This is a genomic window from Lignipirellula cremea, assembly GCF_056501455.1.
On sequence record NZ_CM151415.1, the window covers coordinates 4,173,441 to 4,196,745 of the forward strand.

The following is a 23,305-nucleotide window of genomic DNA, read 5'->3' on the forward strand; positions in this document are numbered from 1 at the left end:
CGGGGCGAACCGCGTGCGGAAAAGGGCCTCTCCATTCTACCGAGGAATGGCCCCGCTTCCCCGGCCAATCGATCGGCGGGACCGAATTCGAGCGGTCAAGTTCACTGCAATCGGTCGAATCCGCGGACCGCGTCGTCCGGCGCCTGCACGGCCTCCGGTCAGGTCCCTATTCTGGTGGATTCGAACGAGGCATTCGTTACCGCGGAATCCGCGGATCCGACAGCATTCGCAGGAGTCGTGGTCATCGACGTTCCGGTTCTCCTCGCCCAGATCGACGTCCGAACGCCGTTGTTCTGGATGCCGATGGGCGCCGCGGTGGTCTTCGCGTTCGGGGCGCTGCTGCTCCGAACGACGTCGCGGTGGAAAGTCGGCGTCTGGCGGACCTCGTTCGTCTCGAATCTGACGACGTCGCTGATCTTCGTGCCGTTCATCTTTCAGGGGGGCGAACTCCCTCCCTGGACCGAGTGGTGGCAGGCGGGAGTGACCGCCCTGTTCTTCATCGCGGGGCAGATCACGACGATCCTCGCGCTGACGCGGGGAGAGGTCTCCGTCGCGGCGCCGGTGCTGGGGCTGAAGATCCTGCTGGTCGCGATCTTCCAGGCGGTTCTGCTCTGGGAGCCGTTGTCGTTCGAGGTCTGGCGTTCGGCCGGGCTCGCGACGCTCGGCGTGATGCTGCTGAACGTGGGGAAGCTGCATGCCGGTCCCGGCAAGATCATCTTCTCGATGGTTTTCGCCTTCCTCTCGGCAGCGTCGTTCGCGGGACTCGATCTGGCGGTGCAGAGCTGGTCGCCGCGCTGGGGGACCGGGACGTTCCTGCCGATGACGTTCATCATGGCGGGGGTGATGACGCTTGCGCTGATTCCGCTCTTCGAAGGGAAGCTGACCGAGATGCCTCGCGCGGCGCTGCCGTCGCTGCTCGGCGGCTGCGGACTGATCGCCGTTCAGTCGATGACGATCGTGCTGACCGTCGCCTGGTTCCAGAAGGCGGTCGAGGCGAACGTCGTCTACAGTACGCGCGGTCTGTGGAGTCTCGCCGCGGTCTGGTTCCTCGGCGCCGCGCTCGGCGTGCCGGACGTCGGCCTGCGCGGCTGGACGCTTTTCTTCCGCAGCGTCGGCGCCGCGCTGCTGTTCCTCGCCGTCGCGCTGCTGGCGATCTAACAGGCCGTCGTTCCGGACTGACTATCGCTTGCCATCTTCTCCTCCGGGTGCCACTGGCTCCGCCAGTGCTTTCCGGAGGCCGGACTGCTAATGTTGGACGACCACTCGAGGTTCAGCACTGGCGGAGCCAGCGGCACCCGACTCTTCGTTCAATCTGGCACAGAATGAGAGGCGAACCGCCGCGGCTCGCGATCATGGTGCCGGCGATGTGAAGGTCATCTAGCGAGCGGGCGTCCACGATTCCGGCCGAACTTCAGAGAGCGGCAGGCGAATCGTCGCGGTAGAATCGTCGTCGAACGATCTTCTCCCGGACGCTCCTCTCTTCCCGCCTGCCGACCTATGTCTCTACGCCTGCCTCGGCTGCGTACGTTCGTGCTTACGACTTCGGCGATCGCCCTGACTGCGTTCGCCGCGTCAGCGATCGCCCAGGAGGGGACGCTCCCGAAGGACGCGGACGGCAAGACGCTGAACCTGGACTTCGAAAAGGGCACCCTCGAAGACTGGACCGCCGAGGGCGAGGCCTTCGAAGGTCAGCCGGTCGAAGGGGATACCGTCAAGCCCCGTCGCGCCGACATGGCCAGCCGCCATCAGGGCAAGTTCTGGGTCGGCACGTACGAGCGCAAACTCGATGCGCCTCGCGGCACGCTGGCCTCCGTCCCTTTCGAGGTCACGCAGCCGTTCGCGTCGTTCCTGTTCGCCGGCGGCGTTCATCCGGAAACCCGGGTCGAACTCGTGCGGGAAGCCGACGGCGAGGTCGTCTATCGAACGTCCGGCGTCGATCGGGAGGATTTGCGGCGGTTCGTCGTCGATCTGCTGGAAGAGCAGGGGAAGCGAATCTTCATCCGCCTGGTCGACGATCACTCGGGCGGCTGGGGGCACGTCAACTTCGACGACTTCCGCCTGCACGCGAAGGCGCCCGCTCCGCCGACGCAGCCTTCCGCTCCGCTCGTTCGGGACGAGTACCCGCTCGGGGGCGTCACCGCCGAAGTCGCCGCCGCGGCGATGAAGGTTCCGCCCGGGTTTTCCGTCCGGGTCGGCGCGTCGGAGCCGGACGTGAAGCAGCCGATCGCGATGGCGATCGACGACCGCGGGCGCGTCTGGATCGCGGAGGCTTACGAGTATCCGACCCGTGCGAAGGAGGGGCAGGGCAGCGACCGGATCCTGATCTTCGAGGATACCGACGGCGACGGGTCGCTCGATTCGCGGAAGGTCTTCGCCGAGGGGCTGAATCTGGTCAGCGGTCTGGAGGTCGGTCACGCCGGCGTGTGGGTCGGCGCCGCGCCTTACCTGCTTTTCATCGCCGACGCGAATCGCGACGACGTACCTGATGCCGAGCCGCAGATACTGCTCGACGGGTGGGGCTACGAGGATACGCACGAGACGCTGAACTCATTCATCTGGGGGCCGGACGGCTGGCTCTATGGTTGTCACGGCGTCTTCACGCATTCGCGCGTCGGCAAGCCCGGCACGCCCGACGCCGAGCGCATTCCGCTCAACGCGGGCGTCTGGCGATACCATCCGACGCGGCACGTCTTCGAGGTCTTCGCCCACGGCACGAGCAATCCCTGGGGCGTCGACTTCGACGATCGGGGCGAGGCCTTCATCACCGCCTGCGTGATTCCGCACCTTTATCACATGATCCAGGGCGGTCGCTACCAGCGTCAGGCCGGGCCGCACTTCAATCCCTACACCTACGACGACATCAAGACGATCGCCGATCACCGTCACTACCTGGGGGCCAATCCGCACGGCGGAAACGACAAGTCCGACGCCGCGGGCGGCGGCCATGCACACGCCGGCGCGATGACCTATCTCGGCGGCAGGTGGCCCGCGGAGCATCACGGCGCGCTCTTCATGAACAACATCCATGGCCAGCGCCTGAACGTCGATCGGCTGACGCAGCAGGGTTCCGGCTACGTCGGCAGCCACGGTCCCGACTTCCTGCTGACGGGCGACCGGGCGAGCCAGATCCTCAACTTCCGCTACGGTCCCGACGGCGACGTCTGGTTCATCGACTGGTACGACATGCAGGCCTGCCATCACGGCAACGCCTCGATCCACGACCGGAGTAACGGGCGGATCTACAAGATCGTTTACGAAGGCGACGCGGCGGAAACTCCCGGCGCCGGCAGGGCCTCCCTCGCGATGCTGGGCGGCGATCTGTCTAAGGTCGACGACGAGACCCTGGCGCTGCTCGTCCTCGACGCGAACGACTGGTTCGTGCGGCACGCACGGCGGATCCTGCAGGAGCGTTCGACGACGCGAGCGATCGAATCGAAGGCGATCGACCGACTGATCGACGTCGCGACGAATCATCCCGATGAGAAGCGTCGACTGCGCGCGATCTGGGCGTTGCACGTCAGCTCAGGCGAGGTTGCCGCGCAAGTCGTCGAGAAAGCCGTGCAGGATCCCAGCCCCTTCGTCCGCGCCTGGGCCGTTCGCCTGAAATGCGAAGAACCGAAAGCGATCGACGACGCTACGATCTCGCTGCTGACGCGGCTCGCCCGCGAGGACGAATCGCCGGTCGTCCGGCTGCAGGTCGCTTCGGCGCTGATTCGCGTTCCGCCAGCGAAGCGCTGGGAAGCGGTCGAGGCTCTCGCTTCGCATGCCGAGGATGCCGGCGATCACAACCTGCCCCTGATGATCTGGTACGCGGCAGAACCCTTAGCCGACGTCGATCCCGAACGGGCGCTCGCTCTCGGCATTTCCGCAGGCGAAACCATGCCGAAGCTGCGGGAATTTATGCTCCGCCGAATCGGCAGCGGCGATCCGGACGCGTCGCTCGCGCTACTCGTGAAAGGTCTCGGGAAAGCGAACGATCCGGCGCTGCAACGAACGTTCCTCGTCGCGATCCGAGCCGCGTTGCAAGGCCGCCGGAACGTGGCATCTCCGGCCGACTGGGCCGCCGCGTACAGCAAACTCGCAAGCTCGACGGACGCGAACCTTCAACTTCAGGCGCACGCCATCGCTGCGACGCTCGGTGACGCGAAGGCGACCGAGGCGCTGCGGGAGCTCGCTGCGGCAGAGAGCGCTTCCGGTTCGCTGAGAGCCTCGGCCATCGAGGCGTCGCTCGCGGTGCGCGACGAGAAGATCGTGCCCGTTCTCTACACGCTGCTTGCGGAGGGCGCGGCGCCCGAACTTCGCCAGGCGGCGCTGCGCGGTCTGGCGCAGTTCGATTCGGCGGAGACGCCGACGTGGATCCTCGGCGTGTTCGAGAGCCTGCCGCCCGAGGCCAGGCAGTCCGCTCTTGCGACGCTCAGCTCGCGCCCCGCGTGGGGACGTACGTTGCTGGAGGCCGTCGCCGCGGAAGAGTTGCCTGCCTCCGCACTTTCGAGCGACCTCGTTCGCCAGCTTCAACTTCACGGCGACGAAGAGATCGATCGCCTGCTGACCGAGACCTGGGGCGTCGTCCGCGCCACGCCGGAGGAGAAGGCGAAGCTGATCGCCGAGTACGCCGGCCTCGTTCAGCGGGCCGATCTGCCGCCTGCCGACCTCGAGCATGGCCGGGCGATCTTCGCCCAGACCTGTCAGCGCTGCCACATCCTTTACGGCGCGGGCGGCAAGGTGGGCCCCGATCTCACCGGCTCCAACCGCGCGAACCTGGAGTACCTGCTGTCGAATATCGTCGACCCCAGCGCCGTGATGACGAAGGAGTACCAGCAGACGTCGCTCGTGCTGGCGGACGGTCGCGTGGTGGTCGGCATCGTCAAGGCGGAAGACGCGCGGACGATCACGCTGCAGACCGCCGATGCCGCCATCGTCGTTCCCGTCGCCGATATCGAGCAGCGAATCGCGAGCCCCAACTCGCTGATGCCCGAGGATCAGCTCCGCCCCTTCGACGACCAGGCGATCCGCTCCCTTCTCGCATATCTCTCCAGCCCGCGACAGAACGCGATTCTGGCTGACTCGCAGAATGTGCAGTCCTTCTTCGACGGCCAGACGCTGACCGGCTGGACCGGCGATCCTTCCCTCTGGTCGGTGGAGAATGGGGAGATCGTCGGCGAGTCCGCGGGCCTCGCGCGGAACGAGTTCCTGATCAGCGACATCGCTGCCGAGGATTTTCGGCTATCGCTCGAAGTCAAGCTCGTCGACGACGCCGGCAACAGCGGCATTCAGATTCGCAGCGAACCGATCGCCGGCGGCGAGATGCGCGGCTACCAGGCCGACATCGGACCCGGTTGGTGGGGCAAGCTTTACGAAGAGCATGGCCGCGGACTTCTCTGGGACAAGTCGGGCGAGTCGCACGTAAGGAAGGGCGAGTGGAACCGCTACGAAATCGTCGCCGAGGGGGATCGCGTCCGGACCTACCTCAACGGCCAACTCTGCGTCGACCTGACGGACCCCGCCGGCAAGCGTCGCGGCGTCTTCGCGTTGCAGCTTCACTCCGGCGGCCCGACCGAAGTGCGTTTCCGCAATCTGAAGCTGGAAATTCTCGAAGAGAATGCGACGCCGAACGCCGAGGCTGCGACGACGGGAGAGTGAGCGACTCCCGGACGGTGAACCAGGCTTCCGAAGCTCGCCGCTCCCGCGCCAACGTAAGGCGCGGGAGTTCTGTTCGTTTCGTACAGGTCAGATCCCCGTCGCCTTCCGCCACTCGCTCGCCATCAAAGCATGCCCGGCGAGCGACGGATGGACGCCGTCATAGGCCCAGTACTCCGGCGGAGCGACCTCGACCGCCGCGTCGAAGGCGCTCTGGAACGGCACTAACGTCAGCGACAGTTCTTCCGCCAGCTTCTTCGCGACCGCCCGGCGTTCGTCGAACTCGGGGAACCAACTGTCCTTCACAGCGCCGCAGCGGGTGACGAACGGATCGCAGATCACGATCCGCGTCTCGGGCAGACGTTCCTTCGTCGTGGTCAGCAGTTCGCGAAATCCGGTCTCGTAGTCGGCGACCGTCCCGGCGTAGTTGCCGTTCAGCTTATGCCAGATGTCGTTGACGCCGATCAGGATGCTCAACACCGTCGGCTTGAGCGCGATGCAGTCCGCTTCCCAGCGGGCCTTCAGGTCGGGCACCTTGTTGCCGCTGATGCCCCGATTGAAGACCTTCGGCCTGGCCGCCGCGTGCTCGTGCAGAAGGCCCGCCGCGATCAGATGGGGATAGCCGTGGCCGAGTCCCTTCACGTCGTTCGCCGCCGTCGCGTTGCGATCGCGACCCGCATCGGTGATCGAATCGCCCTGAAAGAGAATCACCGCTCCCTCGGGCAACTCCGACTTCTTCGCCGGCTCCTGAGCGACGGCCGTTCCCGCCGCGCTCGCTGCGGCGACCGCTCCCACGGCGACGGTCGACTGCATAAAGGTTCTTCGCGAAAGATTCTGAAGCGGAACGTTCATCGGCAGGCGCCTTGCGAGAAAAGATAGAAAGAGGACTGTCCACGCGTCGAACCGCGACTTCGCCCTTCGGCGAACCTTTTCGCACGCCCGCCTATCCTAATCCGCGGCGCCTCCCGCGTCGCAGGCCGGCGGATGACTGCCGCCCCTGCACGACTCGTCCCTTCTCGCCGCCTTGACGCCCGTTCGTCGCCCCGTCCATAATCCAGAAGATGCTGAGGCGACCCGTCGCCTTCGCTGCATGTCCACGTGCCCGTAGCTCAATTGGATAGAGCGTCGGCCTCCGAAGCCGAAGGTTGCAGGTTCGACCCCCGCCGGGCATATTGACCTAACTTCGTTCCCTGCAAGTAATTGCCTCGCGCCCAGTAGACGCGAGAACGTTCCGCTACCCGCAAGTCTGTACTACTTAGTACTACTTTTACGGGCGTTGGATCGATTCTCGCGATGTCTCGCCGAACGAAGAAGCCTCCCGCGTACCGTCATTTCAAGGCGCGGGATCTCGCGGTCGTCCGCATTGACGGCCGCGATCATTACCTCGGACGCTACGGCTCTCCCGAGAGCCACGAGGCTTACCTTCGGCTGCTCGCCGAACGGAATCTTCCGGCGCCAGCTACGGCGCCGCAGCCGCCGCCGACGGTTTCGACAGCCGAACTGACGATCGACGGGCTGATCAATCGCTACCGCAAGTTCGCCGCCGTGCATTACCGGCAGGGCGACCGGCCCGGGAAAGAGTACGTGGAGATGAAGTACGCGGCGCGGCCGCTACGTCGTCTCTTCGGCAGTACCCGAGCCGCCGAGTTCGGGCCGCTGAAGCTGAAGGCTGTGCAGAAGCACCTGGTGGCGGCTTCATCAGGGGGACTCCGAGCACAGATTCCGCATTGCCTGCAGCGGCGTTCCCCCTCTCGACACGAGAAGGGGAACGACAACCCGCCGCAGACGCTGCAGGAACCTTAGCCTCGGGTCCCGGGGAACAAAGCGTCCATCAGGAGTTGGCAGACGACGCTTCCACGACGGCGTTCGATTCGGCTTCCCCCGGGGAGCAGAGAGCTGTCGCACCAGCCGCACATCCTCGATCAGTAACGGATCGTCTGCCGCACTTATCCCGAAGCCGCCGATCGCGGTAGCTCCTCGGTCACGTAGAAGCGTCAGCCTCGCCCAGGCGAAAGGCGTGAATCGCAGGTTCGGACGCCGCGTCCGTAGGGGGCCATCTCGCAACGTCGATTGCCTGTTCGTCAGAGAGGCGACTTCGGCATATGCTCAGCGCTCCGTCAAATCCGCCGCGGCATAGGCCGTTCCAAAAGCCGCATAGCCGTACGCGGCGAGCAGGCTCTCGTCGCCCGTTTCGGCATAGGCGCTGAGCAGCGCGTTCGTCGCGGCCTGACCGTAAGCCGCCTGCAGGCCGCGCAGTTCCGAGTAGTCGGGCAGCGCGTCGGCTACGGTTTGTCCGTCCTCCCAACGAACGAACTCGCCGAGGGCGTCGCCGTACGCTGCTGCAGCGTTGGCGTAGGCGAGCCCGGAGAGCGTCGCGCTGCCGGAGGTTTCCGAACGGACCGCCTTCGCCGCTGCCTGCGTCGCGTCGGCGAACGAGCGATTGGCCTCGGCGCCGCGAGGACGTTTCCTGGAGTTCTTCAGCTTCACTTTTACGCGAACGGTGTCGACGTCCTTCGCTCCGCCCGCATCCGTGACGGCCAGCGTCGCTATCGTCGAGCCGATCGGAAAGACGCCGTTCGGCTTCGCGGTCGTCGCCCGGGTGAGCTGGACTCGCTTCGCCGTCCACTTGAACTCGAGCACGTGCTTGTCGGGATCGGAAGAGCCGCTGCCGTTCAGGCCGACCTTCGCTCCCCTCTCGGACGTCGTCGTGATCGTGACGTTCTTTCCCGCGTCCGCCCGCGGAGTTCTATTGGTGATGATTACCTGCTGAATCGCCTGCGCGGCGTTCCCGGCCGCGTCCTTGGCCGTCCAGACGACGTTCGTCGTCCCGATGGGAAAGCGCGGACTCGCGGTCGTCGTCACGACGACCTGACCGGCGGCGTTGTCTGTTACCGGCGGCGTCGCTAGTGATATCGTCGCGAACGTTTTGGTCGGATCGCAGAAGGATCGGACGGGATCGAGGGCATCGAAGACCGGCCCTTCGCGATCGGCGAAGATGTCGGAGATCGTCGCGCGGAAAACGGTGCGTTCCGTCCCGAACGTCCCTTCGCCGACGAAGACCGTGCCGTTCGTCGAGCAGAAGTAAATCATGTCGAGCGACGTCCAGCCTTCAGGAAGCGACACCCCGCGATCGGCGAGCAGGTCTTCCAGCGAGTGCATCCGGTTATCGATCCACACCTTCGCGCCCTGGACGCTCACCGGAAATGCGTTGGGCGTGCCGAGCCCCACGACCACTCGTCCGTCGTCGGAAACGTCTTGTGCGTAGATTCCTCCGAATTCCGGCGGCTCGGGCACGTGAAGCGGCGTCTTCACGAAGACGCCGTCGACCAGGTCGAAGCGGGCGTCTCCGCCGACGATCGTCTTTCCGCTCGGCGTCATCGCCGCATAGGCGCCGGGGAGCTCGACGACGCGCCCGTCAGGAAGCCAACAGACGTTCGCCGTTCCCAGATTCGCGCCGGAACTGGAGTATTTGGCGAGATAGCCTACGACGATCGAACCGTCGCTGGAACAGAGTTCGGCTTGCCCGTTGGCGTGGCCGTCGAGGTCGGTTCCTAGGAGGGGCAGAGCCTCAATGGAGCCGTCGGCACGCCAGCGGACCGGTCGAAAATCGACGACGCCGTCCCCTGCGACGAGAAAGTCGTCCGCCCCGACCGCGATGGTACCGTCCCACGACGTCGCCGCGATCGGCAGAGCCAGACCGATCTCCCCTTCCGAAAGCGATTCCAGCATCGTCGCTTCGCCGGCGGCGTTCCAGCGAAACGGGATATTGCGACGTGACTCCGGCACCTCGCAATTGCCGTAGAGATACGCTCCGTTCGGCGAGACGGCTGTAACGAGTCCGTAGGAGGCGACTGCAGGGCTGAGATAAGGCGCTTCGAGCGGCCGGACCGCTCCGGCCGCGTTCCACGCCGCGGGCGGCCTTCCCCATTCGCCGGAAATCCCCGTCGACACACAGTACCCGCCGATCACAGACCCGTCCGCCGAGATCACGTGTCGGATGCTCGCCCCGAACAGCGCGGCGAGCTCTGTATTCGGTAGAAGCTCCAGCGGTATCCGGTTCCCCGCCGCGTCCCAGCAGACGACAGCGCCGCCGAACGACGCGACGACCCGTGAACCGTCGGCGGATATGCCGTCGATCGTTAGGAGTTCGGTGAATTGGGGTCGGGCCAGTCGCTCGAACTTGCTCCCCTGTCCCCACGCGGACGCGGCCAATAGGCAGACGGAGAGCGCGAACGAGGCCACGCTCAAGCCAGGACGAACGCATTGGGACATTAAAGGTCCTTATTGCAGCAATTGGAGGAAGCTCAGGTCGGCTCCATGGACTCGCGAGGTGCCCATTAAGACCTGAAACCGCAGCGGAACCTATGCGATTCTGCTGATACATACGCTCGAGGCAGGGGCGAGTCCGACGACTCGGAACGTCGCCATACGATCTGGAAGTCGAATCCGAGTCGTTCAACGCTCGGACAGGTCCGCCGCGGCGTAGGCCGTGCCGTAAGCCGCATGGCCGTAGGCGGTCAGCAAACTTTCGTCGCCCATTTCGGCATAAGCGCGCAGCAGTGCCTGCGTCGCGGCCTGACCGTACGCCGCCTGCATCGTGCGCAGTTGGGAGTACGCGACCAGAGCGTCGTCTTCCGACTGACCTTCCTCCCACTGGACGAACTCTCCCGCCGCGTCGCCGTAGGCGGAGGCCGTGCTGGCATAAGCCAGGCCGGTCAGCGCCGCATCGTCGCTCACGCCGTTCGCGGCGGCGCTGCCCGCATGCTGCGCGGCGTACGCGAACGATTGGTTGGCGTCCGAGCCGCGGGGTCGCTGTTTCCCGTTCTTCAACTTCACGTTCACCGTCATCGTTCTCGTGTGCTTCAGACCGCCGGCGTCAGTCACGGTCAGCGTCACGACGGTTCTGCCGACCTTGAAGATGCCGGTCGTCTTCGGCGCCGTCCGCTTGGCAAGCTTCACCTTCTTCGCCCGCCAGGCGTACTTCAGCTTGTGCTGGTCGGGATCGGACGAACGCCGACCGTCGAGCACGACCCTCGCCCCCTTCTCCGACGTGGTCGTGATCGTGACGTTCTTCCCGGGGAAAGCCCGCGGCGCCAGGTTGATGACGATGACGTTTTGCGTCATCGTCGTCTGGTTGCCTGCCGCGTCGGTCGCCGTCCAGGCGACGCTCGTCGTGCCGATCGGGAACTGGATTCCCGACGTTGTCGCGACCGCGACCTCACCGGGGACGTTGTCGGTCGCATTGGGCTTCGGGAGTGCGACGGTCGCGAAGAGCTGCGCTGGATCGCAGTACTTCGCCACGTCCGGCAGCGAAGGGAGCGCCGGCGACTCTCGATCGACGACCGTCACTTTCTGCGTCGCCGTCGCCTTGTTACCTGACTCGTCCGTCGCGGTCCAGGTGACGATCGTCACGCCGAGCGGGTAGGTCGTTCGGGCGTCGCTGGTCAGCGTCACGGCGTGACCGCTGGCGTCGGTCGCCGTCGGCGGAGTCAGGGCCACGTTCGTCGCGAACGCCTTGCCCGGATCGGTCGGCACGACGGCATCGGACGCGATAACGAGGATCGGGTTCTCCGTATCCTGAACGGTGACCGACGTGCCCGAGGTCGTCGCCGCGTAGCCGTCGCTGACTTCCAAGACGACCGCATGGACGCCATGGTCGTACGAGAAGTCGAAGGAGACCTTCGCTCCAGGGGCTACGCCTGACTCGCTCTTCTGGACTTGCCCGTCGACCTTCCACGTCACCGTCAGCGGATCGCCGTCCGCGTCGTCGACGGTCGTCTCGAAGACGACCTGGTGATCGCCGTTCACGCACTCCGCGACGACCGGGTCGATCGGCGTCGCGGACGGCGGAACGTTCACCGAAAGGACGCCGGTCGTATACAGATCGTTCGTGTTCCACACGTCGCCGACGGCCAAATCCGGAAGATTCAGGTTGTCGAAAGCGCCGGAAATGGCATTCGCGTTCAGCAGGTCGAACCGATCTCCCACGGCGGGTAAAAAGGTCGCCGGAGCGATCGCGACGTCAAGGTCGCCCCCCGTGATCGTGAGATTCCCGCCGACGTCCAATGCGTCGTACGACGTGCCCCGGACGGGCCCGCGGATATCGAGCAGGAGCTTGCCGCCCGAGATCGTGCAGGCGTTCGTGATCGACGTCGTCCTCACCGGGGAGCCGAAGTCGAGCGTTCCGCCCGAGAGCGTCAGGCTCCCTTCGAAACTCCTCACGTTCGCATAGCCCGCATCGAGGGCGAAGTTCGGAATCCTGAGCACGTCGGCGAGGATTCGCCCTCCGGGTCCGATATCCAGATCGCTCGACGAAGCTACTAACAGCGATCCGGTAGAGAGCGTGCCGCCGTTCGAAACGCTGACGGAACCCATGTCGTAGATCGTGAAGACGCCACTGCCATTGTTCCAGGAACTATTCGGCCCGCTGATATCGACCGCGGCGACGTTCCAACCTCCGACGGTCGTCGTCGTCGTCGAAACGTTTCCCGAATGAATTTCAAGATTTCCTTTCCCGGCAGGAGCGCCGACGTTGATCGTTTCGAGATTCCAATCCCGCGATCCCTTCCCGAAAATGACGACCGGGGTTCCGGTCCCGCCGATGTTGTACGTCGGCGAACCGTTATAGAAGATGCCTGGGTTGGCCTGGCCTGTCGCTCGCACGGTGTCGTCGATTTCGAGCGTTCCTCCGGTGTGCAGCAGCGACCCCGCGGCAACGTTCACGGAGTTCGCGCGGATCCGGCCGCCTGCATACAGATCGATCTGGCCAAGACTGCTCGGCGTACTGAGTTGGCCGTCGCACAGGACCGTCCCGCCGTTCTGCACGGTCAGTCGGGCGTAATCGGAGAACGTGTTCTGCGAACCGAGAATCTGGATGTTCGAGCTGCAATCCCAAAGTGCGCCGGCGCCGGTGACGAGGATTCGCGATTTCGGGTCCGTACTCGATCCATGAGTCGCGCTGCCCTTGCTTCCGAGGTACGCAATGCCCGTATCCAGCGTTCCGAAGACTGCGATGTCGCTGAATCCTGCGCCGGCCGCGTTGAACGTACCGGCCCGCAGCGTGCTGCCCGGGAAGATGACCGTAGTGGTCGTCCCCGTAGCAGGCGCCGCCAATAAGGCCTTCAGCCGTCCGCACGAACGATAGTACCCGACGTCCAGGACTGCAGTTCCGCGTACTTCGACGTGGCTCTCGTAGTCGGCCTGGAACTCTCCGCTTACTTTCAGCGTCCCTGGGTGGTCCAAAAACAGCGTGGCGCCAGAATCGAACTGGGCGCCGTCGTATCCAAGATAGGCGCTGCCGGTCGTGTACTTACGGCCTCCCTGAAAGAGGAACAAGACAGCGCGGTTCTGACCTGCGACCCAAAGCTGAGACGTCGCGATGTCGCTTGTGGTTGGAAGGTAAACGTCCGAAACAGCGCCCGAAGTACCGTTCGGAAACCAGGCGACGTCGCTGGCGCCCGGTACGCCGGCGGGAGTCCAGTTCGATGCGTCGAGCCAACCCTTCGGCGTGCGCTGCGAAGGAACGATAAATGTGCGTTCTACTCCGAACGCCGCATTCGCCAGCGACAGCGAGGAAAGCAGAACGGCCCAAACGACGAGGGAACGAAGCATTGGAGCGACTTATCGAGGGAGAAGCGGCCTCACCCGAATTCGGGCGAGCGATCGGCAGGACAGGCGATCCTCAGCAGTCCAAGGAATCCGCCCGACCGCGTCGCCGTGCAGGCGACGGTCCTGCACTAATTCTCTTGTCAGCCCGTCACACGACTTTCGCGACCATCGCGAAACCGGGTCATGATCTTCGCCAGATGACGGCTTCCTCGGTCGTTTGAAACCGCGCCGACTGAATCCTGACGTCGCCGTCGGCGCGGTACGCAGTTCTCGCGACGACGGGACGCATTTCCCGCAATCTGGTTTCGGGGCGTGAGCTGCGACGCTGAATCGACGAGGCTCGTCCGGACGCGACATCAGGGCAACGTCGTCCGGAGAGCGTCGATCCCTTCGCGGGATCGACGCGGGTAGCGACGATCGACTACTTCGACGCTGGCAGGTCGGATCGTATCCACGTTCCGTGCGAAATCTCGCCGTGACGTCCGTTGCCGCTGGCGTCGTTCAGGACGTCGCCTTCGCCTTCGTCCATGTGATAAAGGGCGATCGTTTCCGCGTCGGGTTCGAATCGACGCTGGGGCGTGAACTCGTCGTCCTTGTAGCGTGCGATCGACGAGATGCGGACCTCGTCCATGACGCCCTTGAAGAAGGCGGTTCCTTCGACGTTGCAGCCGATTCGCAGAGGAGGACCGGCAGGAGGAAGCGGCGGAATGGGTTGTCGGGCAGCGTATCGCCCGGCGACGTAGAGCCGCATCTCGCCGTTTTCGTAGACCGCGGCGACGTGCACTGACTTTCCCGAAGTCAACGGCGATCCTACGGCGAAATGCAGGGCTCCAGCCGAGTCGCGAACGATGAAAGATGTCCGCCATGGCAACAATTCAAGGCGGGAGTTCGTCGATCCGAACACGTTGGAGCTTTTCGTCGTTTCGGGATTCAACCAGGCCTCGAACGTCATCGGCGACGCTCCGTCCCAGGTCGCCGGAGTTCCTACGTTGGTCGACTTTCCGTCGAAAGCCAAACCGACGGATTCAGGCGCGATGGGACGGAAGGGCCGCGGTTCCGTGCGAACGACGACGGCTCGACCGTCGCGGGTCTTCGCGACGATGTGGCGACCGTCCGGGGCGTATTTCAGATCGATCGCTTTGTTCATGACGGTCGAGTGCCGGACGAGCGCGACGGAATCCGACGCGCCGTCGCGCGGATCCCAGATACGAAACCCGACATCGACCGCGGCGGCGATGCGGGTGCCGTCGGGACGGAAACTGATTCGCTCGATGTACCCCTCGTCGCAGCGAAACTGCTGGACGGCGGGCTCGTTCTTCTCCCAGTCGTCGTCGGTCGTCCAGACGATCGGACCGTCGAAACTCGCGACGGCGAGTTGGTCGCCTAAGGGGGAGAACTCAAGATTGCAGAGCGAGTTGTGCTGCTCGGGAGCTATGAGCGTCCGGACGAGCGTCGCATCCGCGATCCGCCAGATCATGACTTCGCGTTTGGTCCATGAAGTCACGGCCAGGTGGCGGTTATCGACGCTGATCGCGAAGAAACTCGGATCGTACGGCAATTCGACGGTCGCGGTCGTTTCTCCCGTCGAAGCATCGAGGATCAGGACGCTCTTCGCGGCCGGCACGGCAAGCGACGATCCGTCCGGCGACGCCGCCGCGCGAGTCGCATTCGCTCCGAGTCGCTCCGCGAAGATTCGGCGCGTCGCGAGGCTTTTCCCGCGGGGCATGGCGTACAGAGCGTCGGGGGCTGACGCCCCGATCAGATCGCCGCTTTCGGAAAGCGTCGCGAACGCGAGTCTGCTGGGTACGACGCGATCGATCGCGTCGGTGACCACGGCGCGGATGTCCGTTCCGTCCGCGCCGCCGAATAAGAGCGCAATTTCCTCGCCGCTACGGCTGACGCTCGCGAGGTCCAGTCGCGCGACCCCGAGCGCCGGATCCTCGCTTCGAATGCCCGTCTTCCAGTCGTAGAACATCGCCCCGCCCCACGGGGCGGCCGCGAGCAGCCGTCGTCCGTCTGCGGAAAGAGCGAACTGGCCCTGACCCGAGCCGGTCGAGAAGTCCGCTTCACCGGTCTGCACGTCGACTCGACGAATCCCGTCGCCAGCTACGGCCAATGCTCCGTCCGGCGCGAATCGCAGTCTGGGAGCGTGCGGCGACGAACACGGAATCCGCTTCCGCTCCGTCCCGTCGAGCGTATCCATGAAGACGATCTCGGAGCAGGCGCCTGTCGCATCGATCGCGACCGCAGCGAGGGTCGTTCCCGCCGAATCGAACGCGGCAGAGATCGGTGCGAAGCTTCCCGGAATCGTGCGGAGCAGCTCGCCGCTGTCGACGTCGCGCAGCTCGATCGCGGGCGACTCTCCGTGGACGATCATCGCGGCGATGCGACCGGTCGCATCGAAGGCAGCGACCGCGCTATTCGGAATCTGTGCATCGAAGCCGCCGATACGCTCTCCGGTTCTGCCGTTCCAGACGTCGGCGGTCCCTCTCCAGCTTCCGGAAACGATGGAGACTCCATCGGGCCTTTCGACGACGGCGACGACGTCGTCGACTGCATGACGTGTCCGACGCCAAAGTAGTCGCCCCGTCGCGACGTCATGCGCTATCAGCGGTACGTCCTGGTCCGAGCCCGACCAGAGGGTCTTTCCGTCGCGGCTGAAACAGGCGTCGGATGGCGCCCAGTCCAAGCCCGCGAGCGTGCGAACTGGAACACCCGTGGCCGCATCGGTCAGGATGGCCCGCCGAATGTCGTAGTCGACGTACAGGCTTCCGTCCGGGCTCCAGGCGGTGACGTTTCCCGACAAGTAGAATCGACCGTCGCCGTAGACTTTCACCAGTTCCAGCGGCGCAGCCTCGTGATCGCCGCCCCCGGCGATCACGCGTTGTTCCTTCGTCAGGTCTTCGTGGCGAAACGCGTCGAAGGGCGAGGGCCCCGCCATCGTCGCGGAGATCGCCGGCGGAGACTGCGAACCAGAATCGTCGGTACGCGGGACGACGTTCGGAACGGCGGTCGGTTCGCGGTCAGGCGAGGCGACGTCGACCGCGGCGATCCGCATCGGGGGCGCCCCGGACTCGGCGAGTTCTTCGTCCGGCGGTTCGACGCGACCGATCTCTTTGCCGTCGGCGGTGGCGCGCAGGCCTCCGTCGACGAGTTCGACGCGAACCAGGACCGTTTCGCCCTTTCTGAGTACGAACTTGTCCGTCTCGAACGAGAAGTCGCCGCGCGAAACTACAAGCGCCTGATCGCCGACGGCGATCGTCGTTTCCTCCTGGCCGGAACCGGAGAGCAGAAGTCCGCCCCCTTTGACGCGGACTTCGATGCCGGGGTCGGCGATCTCGACGCGGATCGTTCCCTTCGGAGTTTGCAGCAACAGGATCACGCCGAGAAGCAGGATCGGCAGCGACGCTCCCGCGGCTGCGAGCCACCACAGTCTCGTCCGACTCCGCGGCGGTTGTGCGCCCGAGAGCGCCGGCTGCGGCATACTCAGGAATGACAGATCGCTGGTCGTATCGACGGCTGCGGACTTCGACGCGATCGTCGGAACGAGCGCACGGTCCGTCGTCGTCGCGTCGCTTTCGGCGAGCGCGAGCAGAGCGGCGAGGTCGGCGCCTTTCGCGAACGGCTCCAGCAGACTGATCAGAATCCCCGCGGAGGGTCTTTCCTGCGGATCGCGGCTGAGCGTTCGATCGATGAGAGTCGCCAGGGCCGTGGGCAAGTCAGCACGCAGCGAGCGGACGGGCGGCGCCGGACGGGATGCTAGGGCGGAAAGCCGTTGCACGATGCCTGCTTTCGCGTCGACGTCCAACGGAGTGCGACCCGTGAGCAAGCGATAGAGCGTCGCGCCCAGGCTGTAGACGTCCGCCGGCGGTCCGGCTTCGCGCGAAGAGACCGCCTGCTCGGGCGCCATGTAATCGATGGTCCCCATGACCTGACCGTCGCCGGTCAACTCGCTCGATCCGTCTTCGACCGCTTCGTGAAAGCGCGCCAGGCCGAGGTCGAGAACCTTCACGACCGCTCGCGGCGATCCGTCGTCGCTCGGCTGACGGGCGAGCATCAGGTTTCCAGGCTTCACGTCGCGATGGGTCATCCCGGCCCGATGCGCCGCGGCGATGCCGAGCGCGGCCTGCCGCACCGCTTCGCAGGCGTCTGCGATGCCCAAGCGATCGATTCGCGACGCGACCTCCGAAAGCGACAGGCCGTCGGCCAGGTCCATGACCAGGAACAGCGTCCCGTCGGCTTCTCCGGCGTCGAGAGCCCTGACGATATGAGCATGTTCGAGGCGTCCGACGGCCTCCATTTCTCGCTCGAAGCGATCGACGGCGGCGGCGTCCTGAGTCCGGTCGGACTTCAGCAGTTTGACGGCGACCGGTCGACGCAGGCGTCGATGGAATCCGCGATAGACCGCGCCCATGCCGCCGCTGCCGAGCGGCGTGCTCAACTCGTATTCACCCAGACGGAGGGGCGGCGGAGGCTCCGGATCCGCGGGAGCGCCCGGGAACTCTACCGAGTCGAACGTAGCTTCCTGGCCGATCTGCATGATCCGCTCGATCCGATCCAGCATGCGCCGCAATTCCGGCTCCGCTTCGTACGGTTCGGGCTCGTCCGGCGCGGTCAGGATGTCGACGAAAGCGTCGGCATGTCGCGAGACCTCCGCGTCGTTGACCGTCTCTTCGCAGGAGGCGCACTGCGTCAGATGACGCTCGACCTCGTCCGCTTCGGGCGGATCGAGCTTGCCGACGATGTATTCCTGCAAGAGTTTCGGATCTGGATGTCGCACTCGAAGGCTCCGTCGCGGACGATCGCTCTAATCCATCTCTTGTCAGGGCGTCACACGACGTACGCAGCGAGCCCGAAACGCTCGAAGCGAGCGGCTTTATGCGAGCGCTCGACGACGGCGGATCGATCGAACCGTCTCGCAGTTCCCTCAGCCTAGACTATCGTCGCGCATCAGCATGCGCAGGCGATTCAAGACGCGGTAGCGGGCCTGTCGCACAGCCTGTGGGGACATCCCCAGTTCCGCCGCGACGTCGGCCGCGGAACGATCGTCGAACGCGGTCCGACGAAAGGCCTGCCAGGTGCGCGGCTCGAACTCGCTCTCCAGCGTCTCCAGCGCCCGCTGCAGCAAGGCGTGCGACGTCGATCGAACTTCTTCAGGTTCGTCGGCGTCCGCGAGGTTGGACGGAAGATCGTTCGTCGGAAGAGTTCGCCGGAGCGTGCGAATCCGGTCGCCGACCTTATTGCGGGCGATGCCGCGGAGCCAGCCTCGAAACGCGCCCTTTTCGACTGCCGGATCGAACGAGTCGATGCGTCGACTGACCGCGAGGAAGACCTCCTGCCCGATGTCAGCCGCGTCAGCATCGCGTATTCGGGCGTCGCGAATCCAGCGATAAACGAGCGGGCCGTAGATGCGGCAGAGGCGGTCCCAGGCCTGGGTATCCTGCTGTTTGGCGCGAGCGATCAGTGAAATCGACGTGGAACCAGGATCGATGCCCGCATGCCCGGCTGCCATCAGAAGACCGTTCCTGTTTTCGGTGCATGCCCTCATCTCCCGCCTGAAAGATCGTACTCGGACCTTCGCATCGAAGGAACCGCCGATGCATTCGAATTGATGATTCGAAAAGGCGCCTGCGGCAACCTGTAGGGCATCGAAGAATTTCGTGCGTCGGTTGCTCTGACTCCGGTGAAGTTGCCTCTCCCGTCCCGCTCCCGACCACCTCCTTCAGGGGGTGAATCTGCACCTCGTCGCGAGGAATTCGTTCGCGAATGCCACGCGATCCGACAGGCGTCGATCCGGAAACCGGTCGGTAGAATGATCGAGGAATCGCTTCTTTCCCTCCCTCGTGTGCAGAGAAGCTTGCATTGTCTTCCGGTCCTCACGATCGATCGCCGGCGTCGGATGCCCAGGGTAAGGAATGGGGCGACACGCCGGATGGAGCCGTCGACGCGCTCCGCCGAAGCGAAGAACGCTATCGAGCTCTGGGCGAAGCCACCAGCCAGGCGGTCTGGACGTGGGTTCCGGGAGGCGGCGGAGGCGATTTCGACAACGCCCGGCTGTGGTGGGAGGAATTGACCGGGCAATCGGTTCAGGAGCAGACGTCTGCGGAGCATGCCTGGCTCAGCGTCGTCCATCCCGACGATCGCGAGGAGGCTGGTCAGTCCCGGACGCAGGCGACGTCGACGGCGACGCCCTACGACGCCCAGTTCCGCGTCAAATCGCGACTGGGGGATTGGCGCTACGTAAGATCGCGGGGCGTTCCGTTGCGAGAGGCCGACGGTTCTCCTCGCGAGTGGATCGGAACGCTCGAAGACGTCACTTCGAACCGCGACGGGCGAGCCGAACGCGAGAGACTGCTCGCGGAGACAGAAACCGAACGACGTCGGCTGGAAGAGATCTTTCGACACGCGCCCTCCTTCATGGCCGTTCTCAAGGGGCCGCAGCACGTCTTCGAACGGGTGAACGATCGCTACGTCGAACTGATCGGCGGACGCGAAGCGGTGAGTCGCCCCGTTCGAGAAGTTCTGCCGGAGGTGGCCGGGCAGCGCTATTTCGAACTGCTCGATCGCGTCTACCAGACCGGCGAAACTCACCTGGCGGCGGACGCGCGGATCGTCCTTTCAAATGCAGGAAAGTCCAGCGAACGCGTCCTCCAATTCGTCTACCAGCCGATGTTCGGCGTGGACGGCGCCGTGTCGGGCGTCATCGTCCAGGGCATCGATCTGACGGAACGTCGACAAGCGGAGGCGGAAGTCGCCCGGATCACCGACGAATCCGAACGTCAACGACGGATGTACGAAACGGCGCTCTCGAATGCCGCCGATTTCATCTACCTGTTCGATACGGCCGGTCGCTTCACGTACGTGAACCGGGCGCTGCTCGAGTTGTGAGAGAAAGACCTGTCGGAGGCCATCGGTCGAGACTTCTTCGACCTCGGGTATCCGCACGACCTCGCGGCGCGGCTACAGCGGCAAGTTCGAGAGGTCGTGGAGTCAGGCAAGCCGGTTCGGGACGAAACCCTCTACACCAGTTCGCAAGGTACGGGAGCGTACGAGCAGGACGGCTCCTGGAGATGGGTGACAGCCCGGGGACAGATCGAACGCGAGGCCCAGGGGCGAGCCGCGAAGTTCCCGGGCGTCGTCATCGACGTGACGGAGTGGAAGCGTACGGAGGAAAGCCTCGCGCGCCTCACCGAAGAATCCGAGCGTCGAAAACGCTTGTACGAGACCTGCTTATCGAACACCCCCGATTTGGCTTACGTCTTCGACCTCGAACATCGCTTTGCTTCCATCCGAACGGTCGCTCGTTCTACTCCGTGCAGGAGGGAGGTTCGAACGTCGTTCGATTCGATTACGAGGCGGGCAGCCTTACGCCTCGCCAGACGATCTTGACCCTGCCGCGGGGATTCACGGGCAGCAACTTCTGCTCCGAGATCCTGACCTCGGCCGACGGCCGGTTCGTCTACGCGGGGAACCGGCTGCACGACAGCGTCGCGATCTTCTCCGTCGGCGCGGGCGGCGATCTGACTTACGTCGGAGAGGAATGGACTCGCGGCAATTATCCGCGGAGCTTCAGCCTCGATCCGTCCGGCAAATTTCTCTTCTGCTGCAATCAGCGCAGCGACAACGTCACGGTCTTCGAAGTCGATAAAGAGACCGGCGCCCTGGAGTTCACCGAGCGGTACGTGCCGGTGGGCAATCCCTCGATCGTCGTGTTCCTTGATCTCGCCGAGCGGCGCTGAGCGCAGGTTCCGACGGGTCCCTTCTCGCTTCGCCCGCGCCACGCCTACGCGCGGCCCGAGCGAATCTTGCTGCTCAGCCAGCAGAAGCGCCGTTTCTGATGGAGGAACTGCTGCCCTCTGGTTGGATCGGCGCGGGATACGAGAGCGCCTCTTCATCCTCGGATGCGGCACGTTCGCTGCGAGGCGCCCACCAAACGGCAAGGTCGATCCGGAGCCGCTCGACGAGGTCTTCCGGCAGCGGAACGGCCACCGTTTCGCCTGCTTCTCCGAGGTCATCGTCCGTCGCATCGATCCCTGCCGCAGCTCGTCAGCGGCTCTCTTCCTCAGGCGAGTCTTCCCAACGATCGTCGATCTGCAGATCTCCTCCCATCTTCACTTCGAAAAGCTGCGAACAATGATGGAACTCCTCGAACATGCGTTCGTCGTACGTCGCGGCAAGGTAGGGGACGTCGATTTCGGAAAGAGAGGGGAACTGCTTCCCCGGCTATCTCTACTTCTCCGGCGAATGATGATCGTCGTGGCTGTCGATCTCCCGCGAGGTCTCGCGCAGCTTCTTGATCTGCTCGATCAGTCTGCCGTGGTCCTTCGCATGGCTCGCGTGCATCTTTGCGACTTCAGCGTGTTCGTGCTGCACTTTCGCGTGCGATTTGACGAGCGAGTCGTGTTCTCCGGCTTCGCCCGTCGATTCGTGCTCGTGAATCTCGTGCTCATGCTCGAGAATGTGGCGTTCGTGCTGTCGGATCTCTTCGGCGTGCTGCAGCAGGACCGCCTTGTGCTGCTCGATGAGGGCGCTCGCACGTTGCAGCGTCGCGAGGGCGAGCTTGTGCTCGACCCGCCAGGCCGTCAACTGCTTCTGCCACTCGTCATGTTCCTGCTGAGCCTTCTAGTGTTCCTTTTGCATCTCGGCATGGTCGCAGTCCTTCCTGGAAGAGACTTCGTCGCCGAAGGCGGGCGGAACGACGGCGAGAGCGAATGCCAGCGAAGCGAAGATAAGCATGCGGTTCATCTCGAATCTCCTGGAAAGGGATCGAAGCCGGTAGCGCAGGCTATGTAGGACGGAGGGCGGATGTGTCGACGCCCTTAGCGAGAACTTTTTTCGGGTCGACTCAGCGAATCGACCGGACGAGCGAAGGGGCGAGGAGGGCTTCGGAGTCTGATGCCGACGCGAAGGATCGATGAGCCTCGAACAGCAACGGAGCCTCGTCCGGCGAGAGCGTAGGAAGCCGAACGACATACTGAGCCGAAGCGTTCGAAGGAGCGACCGCGGAGGGACGTTTTGCGATCGTTCCTGCGTCGACATCCAGCGACGCTGTCCCGAAGCCGATGATTCGCGGGATGCCATCAATCTCGTCGTAGATCGCCACGTAGCGCTCCTCCAGTACGGCGGACGAGGCGCCCGACTCAGTCAGCGTCATTCCGAGCGTCGCTATCTCGGGTTCTACGAAGCTTCCAGCGACGGCGCCGGAGATGACGCCGCCGGTGATCGAGATCGAGGCGGGCGTTTCAAGAACAAGCGCTTCCCAGCTGCTTCGCTCGATCCAGTAGGGGGCGAGGCCGTACGGCATGTCTTCGGAGGCGACGCCGACGACGACGGCAGGCTGAGCCTGGGCGATCGCCGTCGCACGGACGATCGTTCCCCGTTCGCGACGGTTCAGGTAATCAGCGCCTCCCCACGGAGCGCGACCGAAGAGAAAGGGAACGGTGGGGCCGGTCGAGCTGACGCCGGGCTCGCGATCCTGCGAAGGCGCCGGGTCGTTCGGGGGACTCGTGCGCCGCAGCCGAACCAGAAACGCGTCGTCCTCCGAGGGATCGACCGGGGCCGCGAAGTCGGTCCGGGCGTAGGTCGCGCTCTCCGAATGCGACCGGTCGCTAGAGTCGTAACGTCCGGCGACCATGTCGCCATGAGCGAGGTCGCCGACGTTCGCCTGCAGGTGGGGCTGGTAGGCGCCGAGGTTCTCTACATCGATCCGTCGAGAAGCGAGAAACTCCGTATCGGGGATCGCTATCCCGTCGACAAGGGGAATCTCGGGGCCGGCGCCGAAGTCCATCGCGTCGTCGGACGACGCCAGCAGATCGTCGTCGAAGATCTGGCTTACCCGATCGCGCACGAGCGCCCGCCGAACTTCCTCAGTCGGAACGCTCGCGTCGTCGCGCAGCCGCAGACCGTCGATGGCAGCCGAGTCAACGGCGGTCTGCATCTGGCGGCGGGTCAGCGTCGTCAGCCCCGTATGGATCAGCAGGGCAAAGATCGGGATCGCGATGACGACCAGCGCGAGGATGAGGAGGAGCGTTGAACCTCTCCGTCGGCGATGACGAATCAT

The 23,305-nt window shown here is 64.7% G+C and carries 12 protein-coding genes, 1 tRNA gene and 1 pseudogene; 8 read left to right on the forward strand and 6 right to left on the reverse strand.

The features are described from left to right. Positions 1-237: 237 nt before the first annotated feature. Positions 238-1,158, forward strand: coding sequence for an EamA family transporter (locus tag SH602x_RS16375; RefSeq protein WP_479473331.1), 921 nt, complete (start codon positions 238-240; stop codon positions 1,156-1,158). A 339-nt stretch (positions 1,159-1,497) separates the two neighbouring features. Next, complete coding sequence (locus SH602x_RS16380) at positions 1,498-5,640, forward strand: PVC-type heme-binding CxxCH protein (protein WP_479473332.1); 4,143 nt, start codon at positions 1,498-1,500, stop codon at positions 5,638-5,640. Positions 5,641-5,727: 87 nt separating this feature from the next. Here the strand turns inward: SH602x_RS16380 and SH602x_RS16385 are convergent, their stop codons facing one another. Further along, positions 5,728-6,489 carry an SGNH/GDSL hydrolase family protein gene (locus SH602x_RS16385; protein ID WP_479473333.1) on the reverse strand — a complete coding sequence of 254 codons (762 nt, stop codon included), beginning with the start codon at positions 6,487-6,489 and terminating at the stop codon, positions 5,728-5,730. Between the two features lie 246 nt (positions 6,490-6,735). On the opposite strand from SH602x_RS16385, the gene SH602x_RS16390 reads away from it, so the two are divergent. Next, positions 6,736-6,809 (forward strand) — tRNA-Arg (locus SH602x_RS16390). A 121-nt stretch (positions 6,810-6,930) separates the two neighbouring features. After that, positions 6,931-7,440 (forward strand): hypothetical protein, encoded by a 510-nt coding sequence (locus SH602x_RS16395; protein WP_479473334.1) that lies wholly within the window; start codon positions 6,931-6,933, stop codon positions 7,438-7,440. A 303-nt stretch (positions 7,441-7,743) separates the two neighbouring features. Here SH602x_RS16395 and SH602x_RS16400 read toward each other — a convergent pair whose 3' ends face one another. The 4 genes from SH602x_RS16400 to SH602x_RS16415 form a co-directional block, all read right to left on the reverse strand. Next, positions 7,744-9,879 carry an HYR domain-containing protein gene (locus SH602x_RS16400; RefSeq protein WP_479477110.1) on the reverse strand — a complete coding sequence of 712 codons (2,136 nt, stop codon included), beginning with the start codon at positions 9,877-9,879 and terminating at the stop codon, positions 7,744-7,746. A 213-nt stretch (positions 9,880-10,092) separates the two neighbouring features. Continuing rightward, complete coding sequence (locus SH602x_RS16405) at positions 10,093-13,248, reverse strand: HYR domain-containing protein (protein WP_479473335.1); 3,156 nt, start codon at positions 13,246-13,248, stop codon at positions 10,093-10,095. A gap of 418 nt (positions 13,249-13,666) precedes the next feature. Beyond that, a complete protein-coding gene (locus SH602x_RS16410; RefSeq protein WP_479473336.1) occupies positions 13,667-18,025 on the reverse strand; it encodes a protein kinase domain-containing protein in 4,359 nt (1,452 codons plus the stop codon). Between the two features lie 147 nt (positions 18,026-18,172). After that, on the reverse strand, positions 18,173-18,757 hold the full coding sequence (locus tag SH602x_RS16415; RefSeq protein WP_479473337.1) for an RNA polymerase sigma factor: 585 nt from the start codon (positions 18,755-18,757) through the stop codon (positions 18,173-18,175). Between the two features lie 350 nt (positions 18,758-19,107). Between SH602x_RS16415 and SH602x_RS16420 the strand changes: the two genes are divergently transcribed. The 4 genes and pseudogenes from SH602x_RS16420 to SH602x_RS16435 all read left to right on the forward strand — a co-directional run bounded on the left by SH602x_RS16420 (position 19,108) and on the right by SH602x_RS16435 (position 22,038). Beyond that, a complete protein-coding gene (locus SH602x_RS16420) occupies positions 19,108-20,133 on the forward strand; it encodes a PAS domain-containing protein (protein ID WP_479473338.1) in 1,026 nt (341 codons plus the stop codon). 9 nt (positions 20,134-20,142) lie between these two features. Next, a pseudogene (locus SH602x_RS16425) lies at positions 20,143-20,412 on the forward strand (PAS domain-containing protein); the annotation flags it as partial. After that, entirely contained in the window at positions 20,316-20,984 is a 669-nt protein-coding gene (locus tag SH602x_RS16430) for a lactonase family protein (RefSeq protein ID WP_479473339.1), read from the forward strand. The pseudogene SH602x_RS16425 and the gene SH602x_RS16430, both read left to right, overlap by 97 nt. Further along, a complete protein-coding gene (locus SH602x_RS16435; RefSeq protein WP_479473340.1) occupies positions 20,962-22,038 on the forward strand; it encodes a hypothetical protein in 1,077 nt (358 codons plus the stop codon). The genes SH602x_RS16430 and SH602x_RS16435 overlap by 23 nt, the downstream gene beginning before the upstream one ends. A 52-nt stretch (positions 22,039-22,090) precedes the next feature. Here SH602x_RS16435 and SH602x_RS16440 read toward each other — a convergent pair whose 3' ends face one another. Continuing rightward, positions 22,091-23,305, reverse strand: a complete 1,215-nt coding sequence (locus SH602x_RS16440; protein WP_479473341.1) for a pilus assembly protein TadG-related protein — start codon at positions 23,303-23,305, stop codon at positions 22,091-22,093.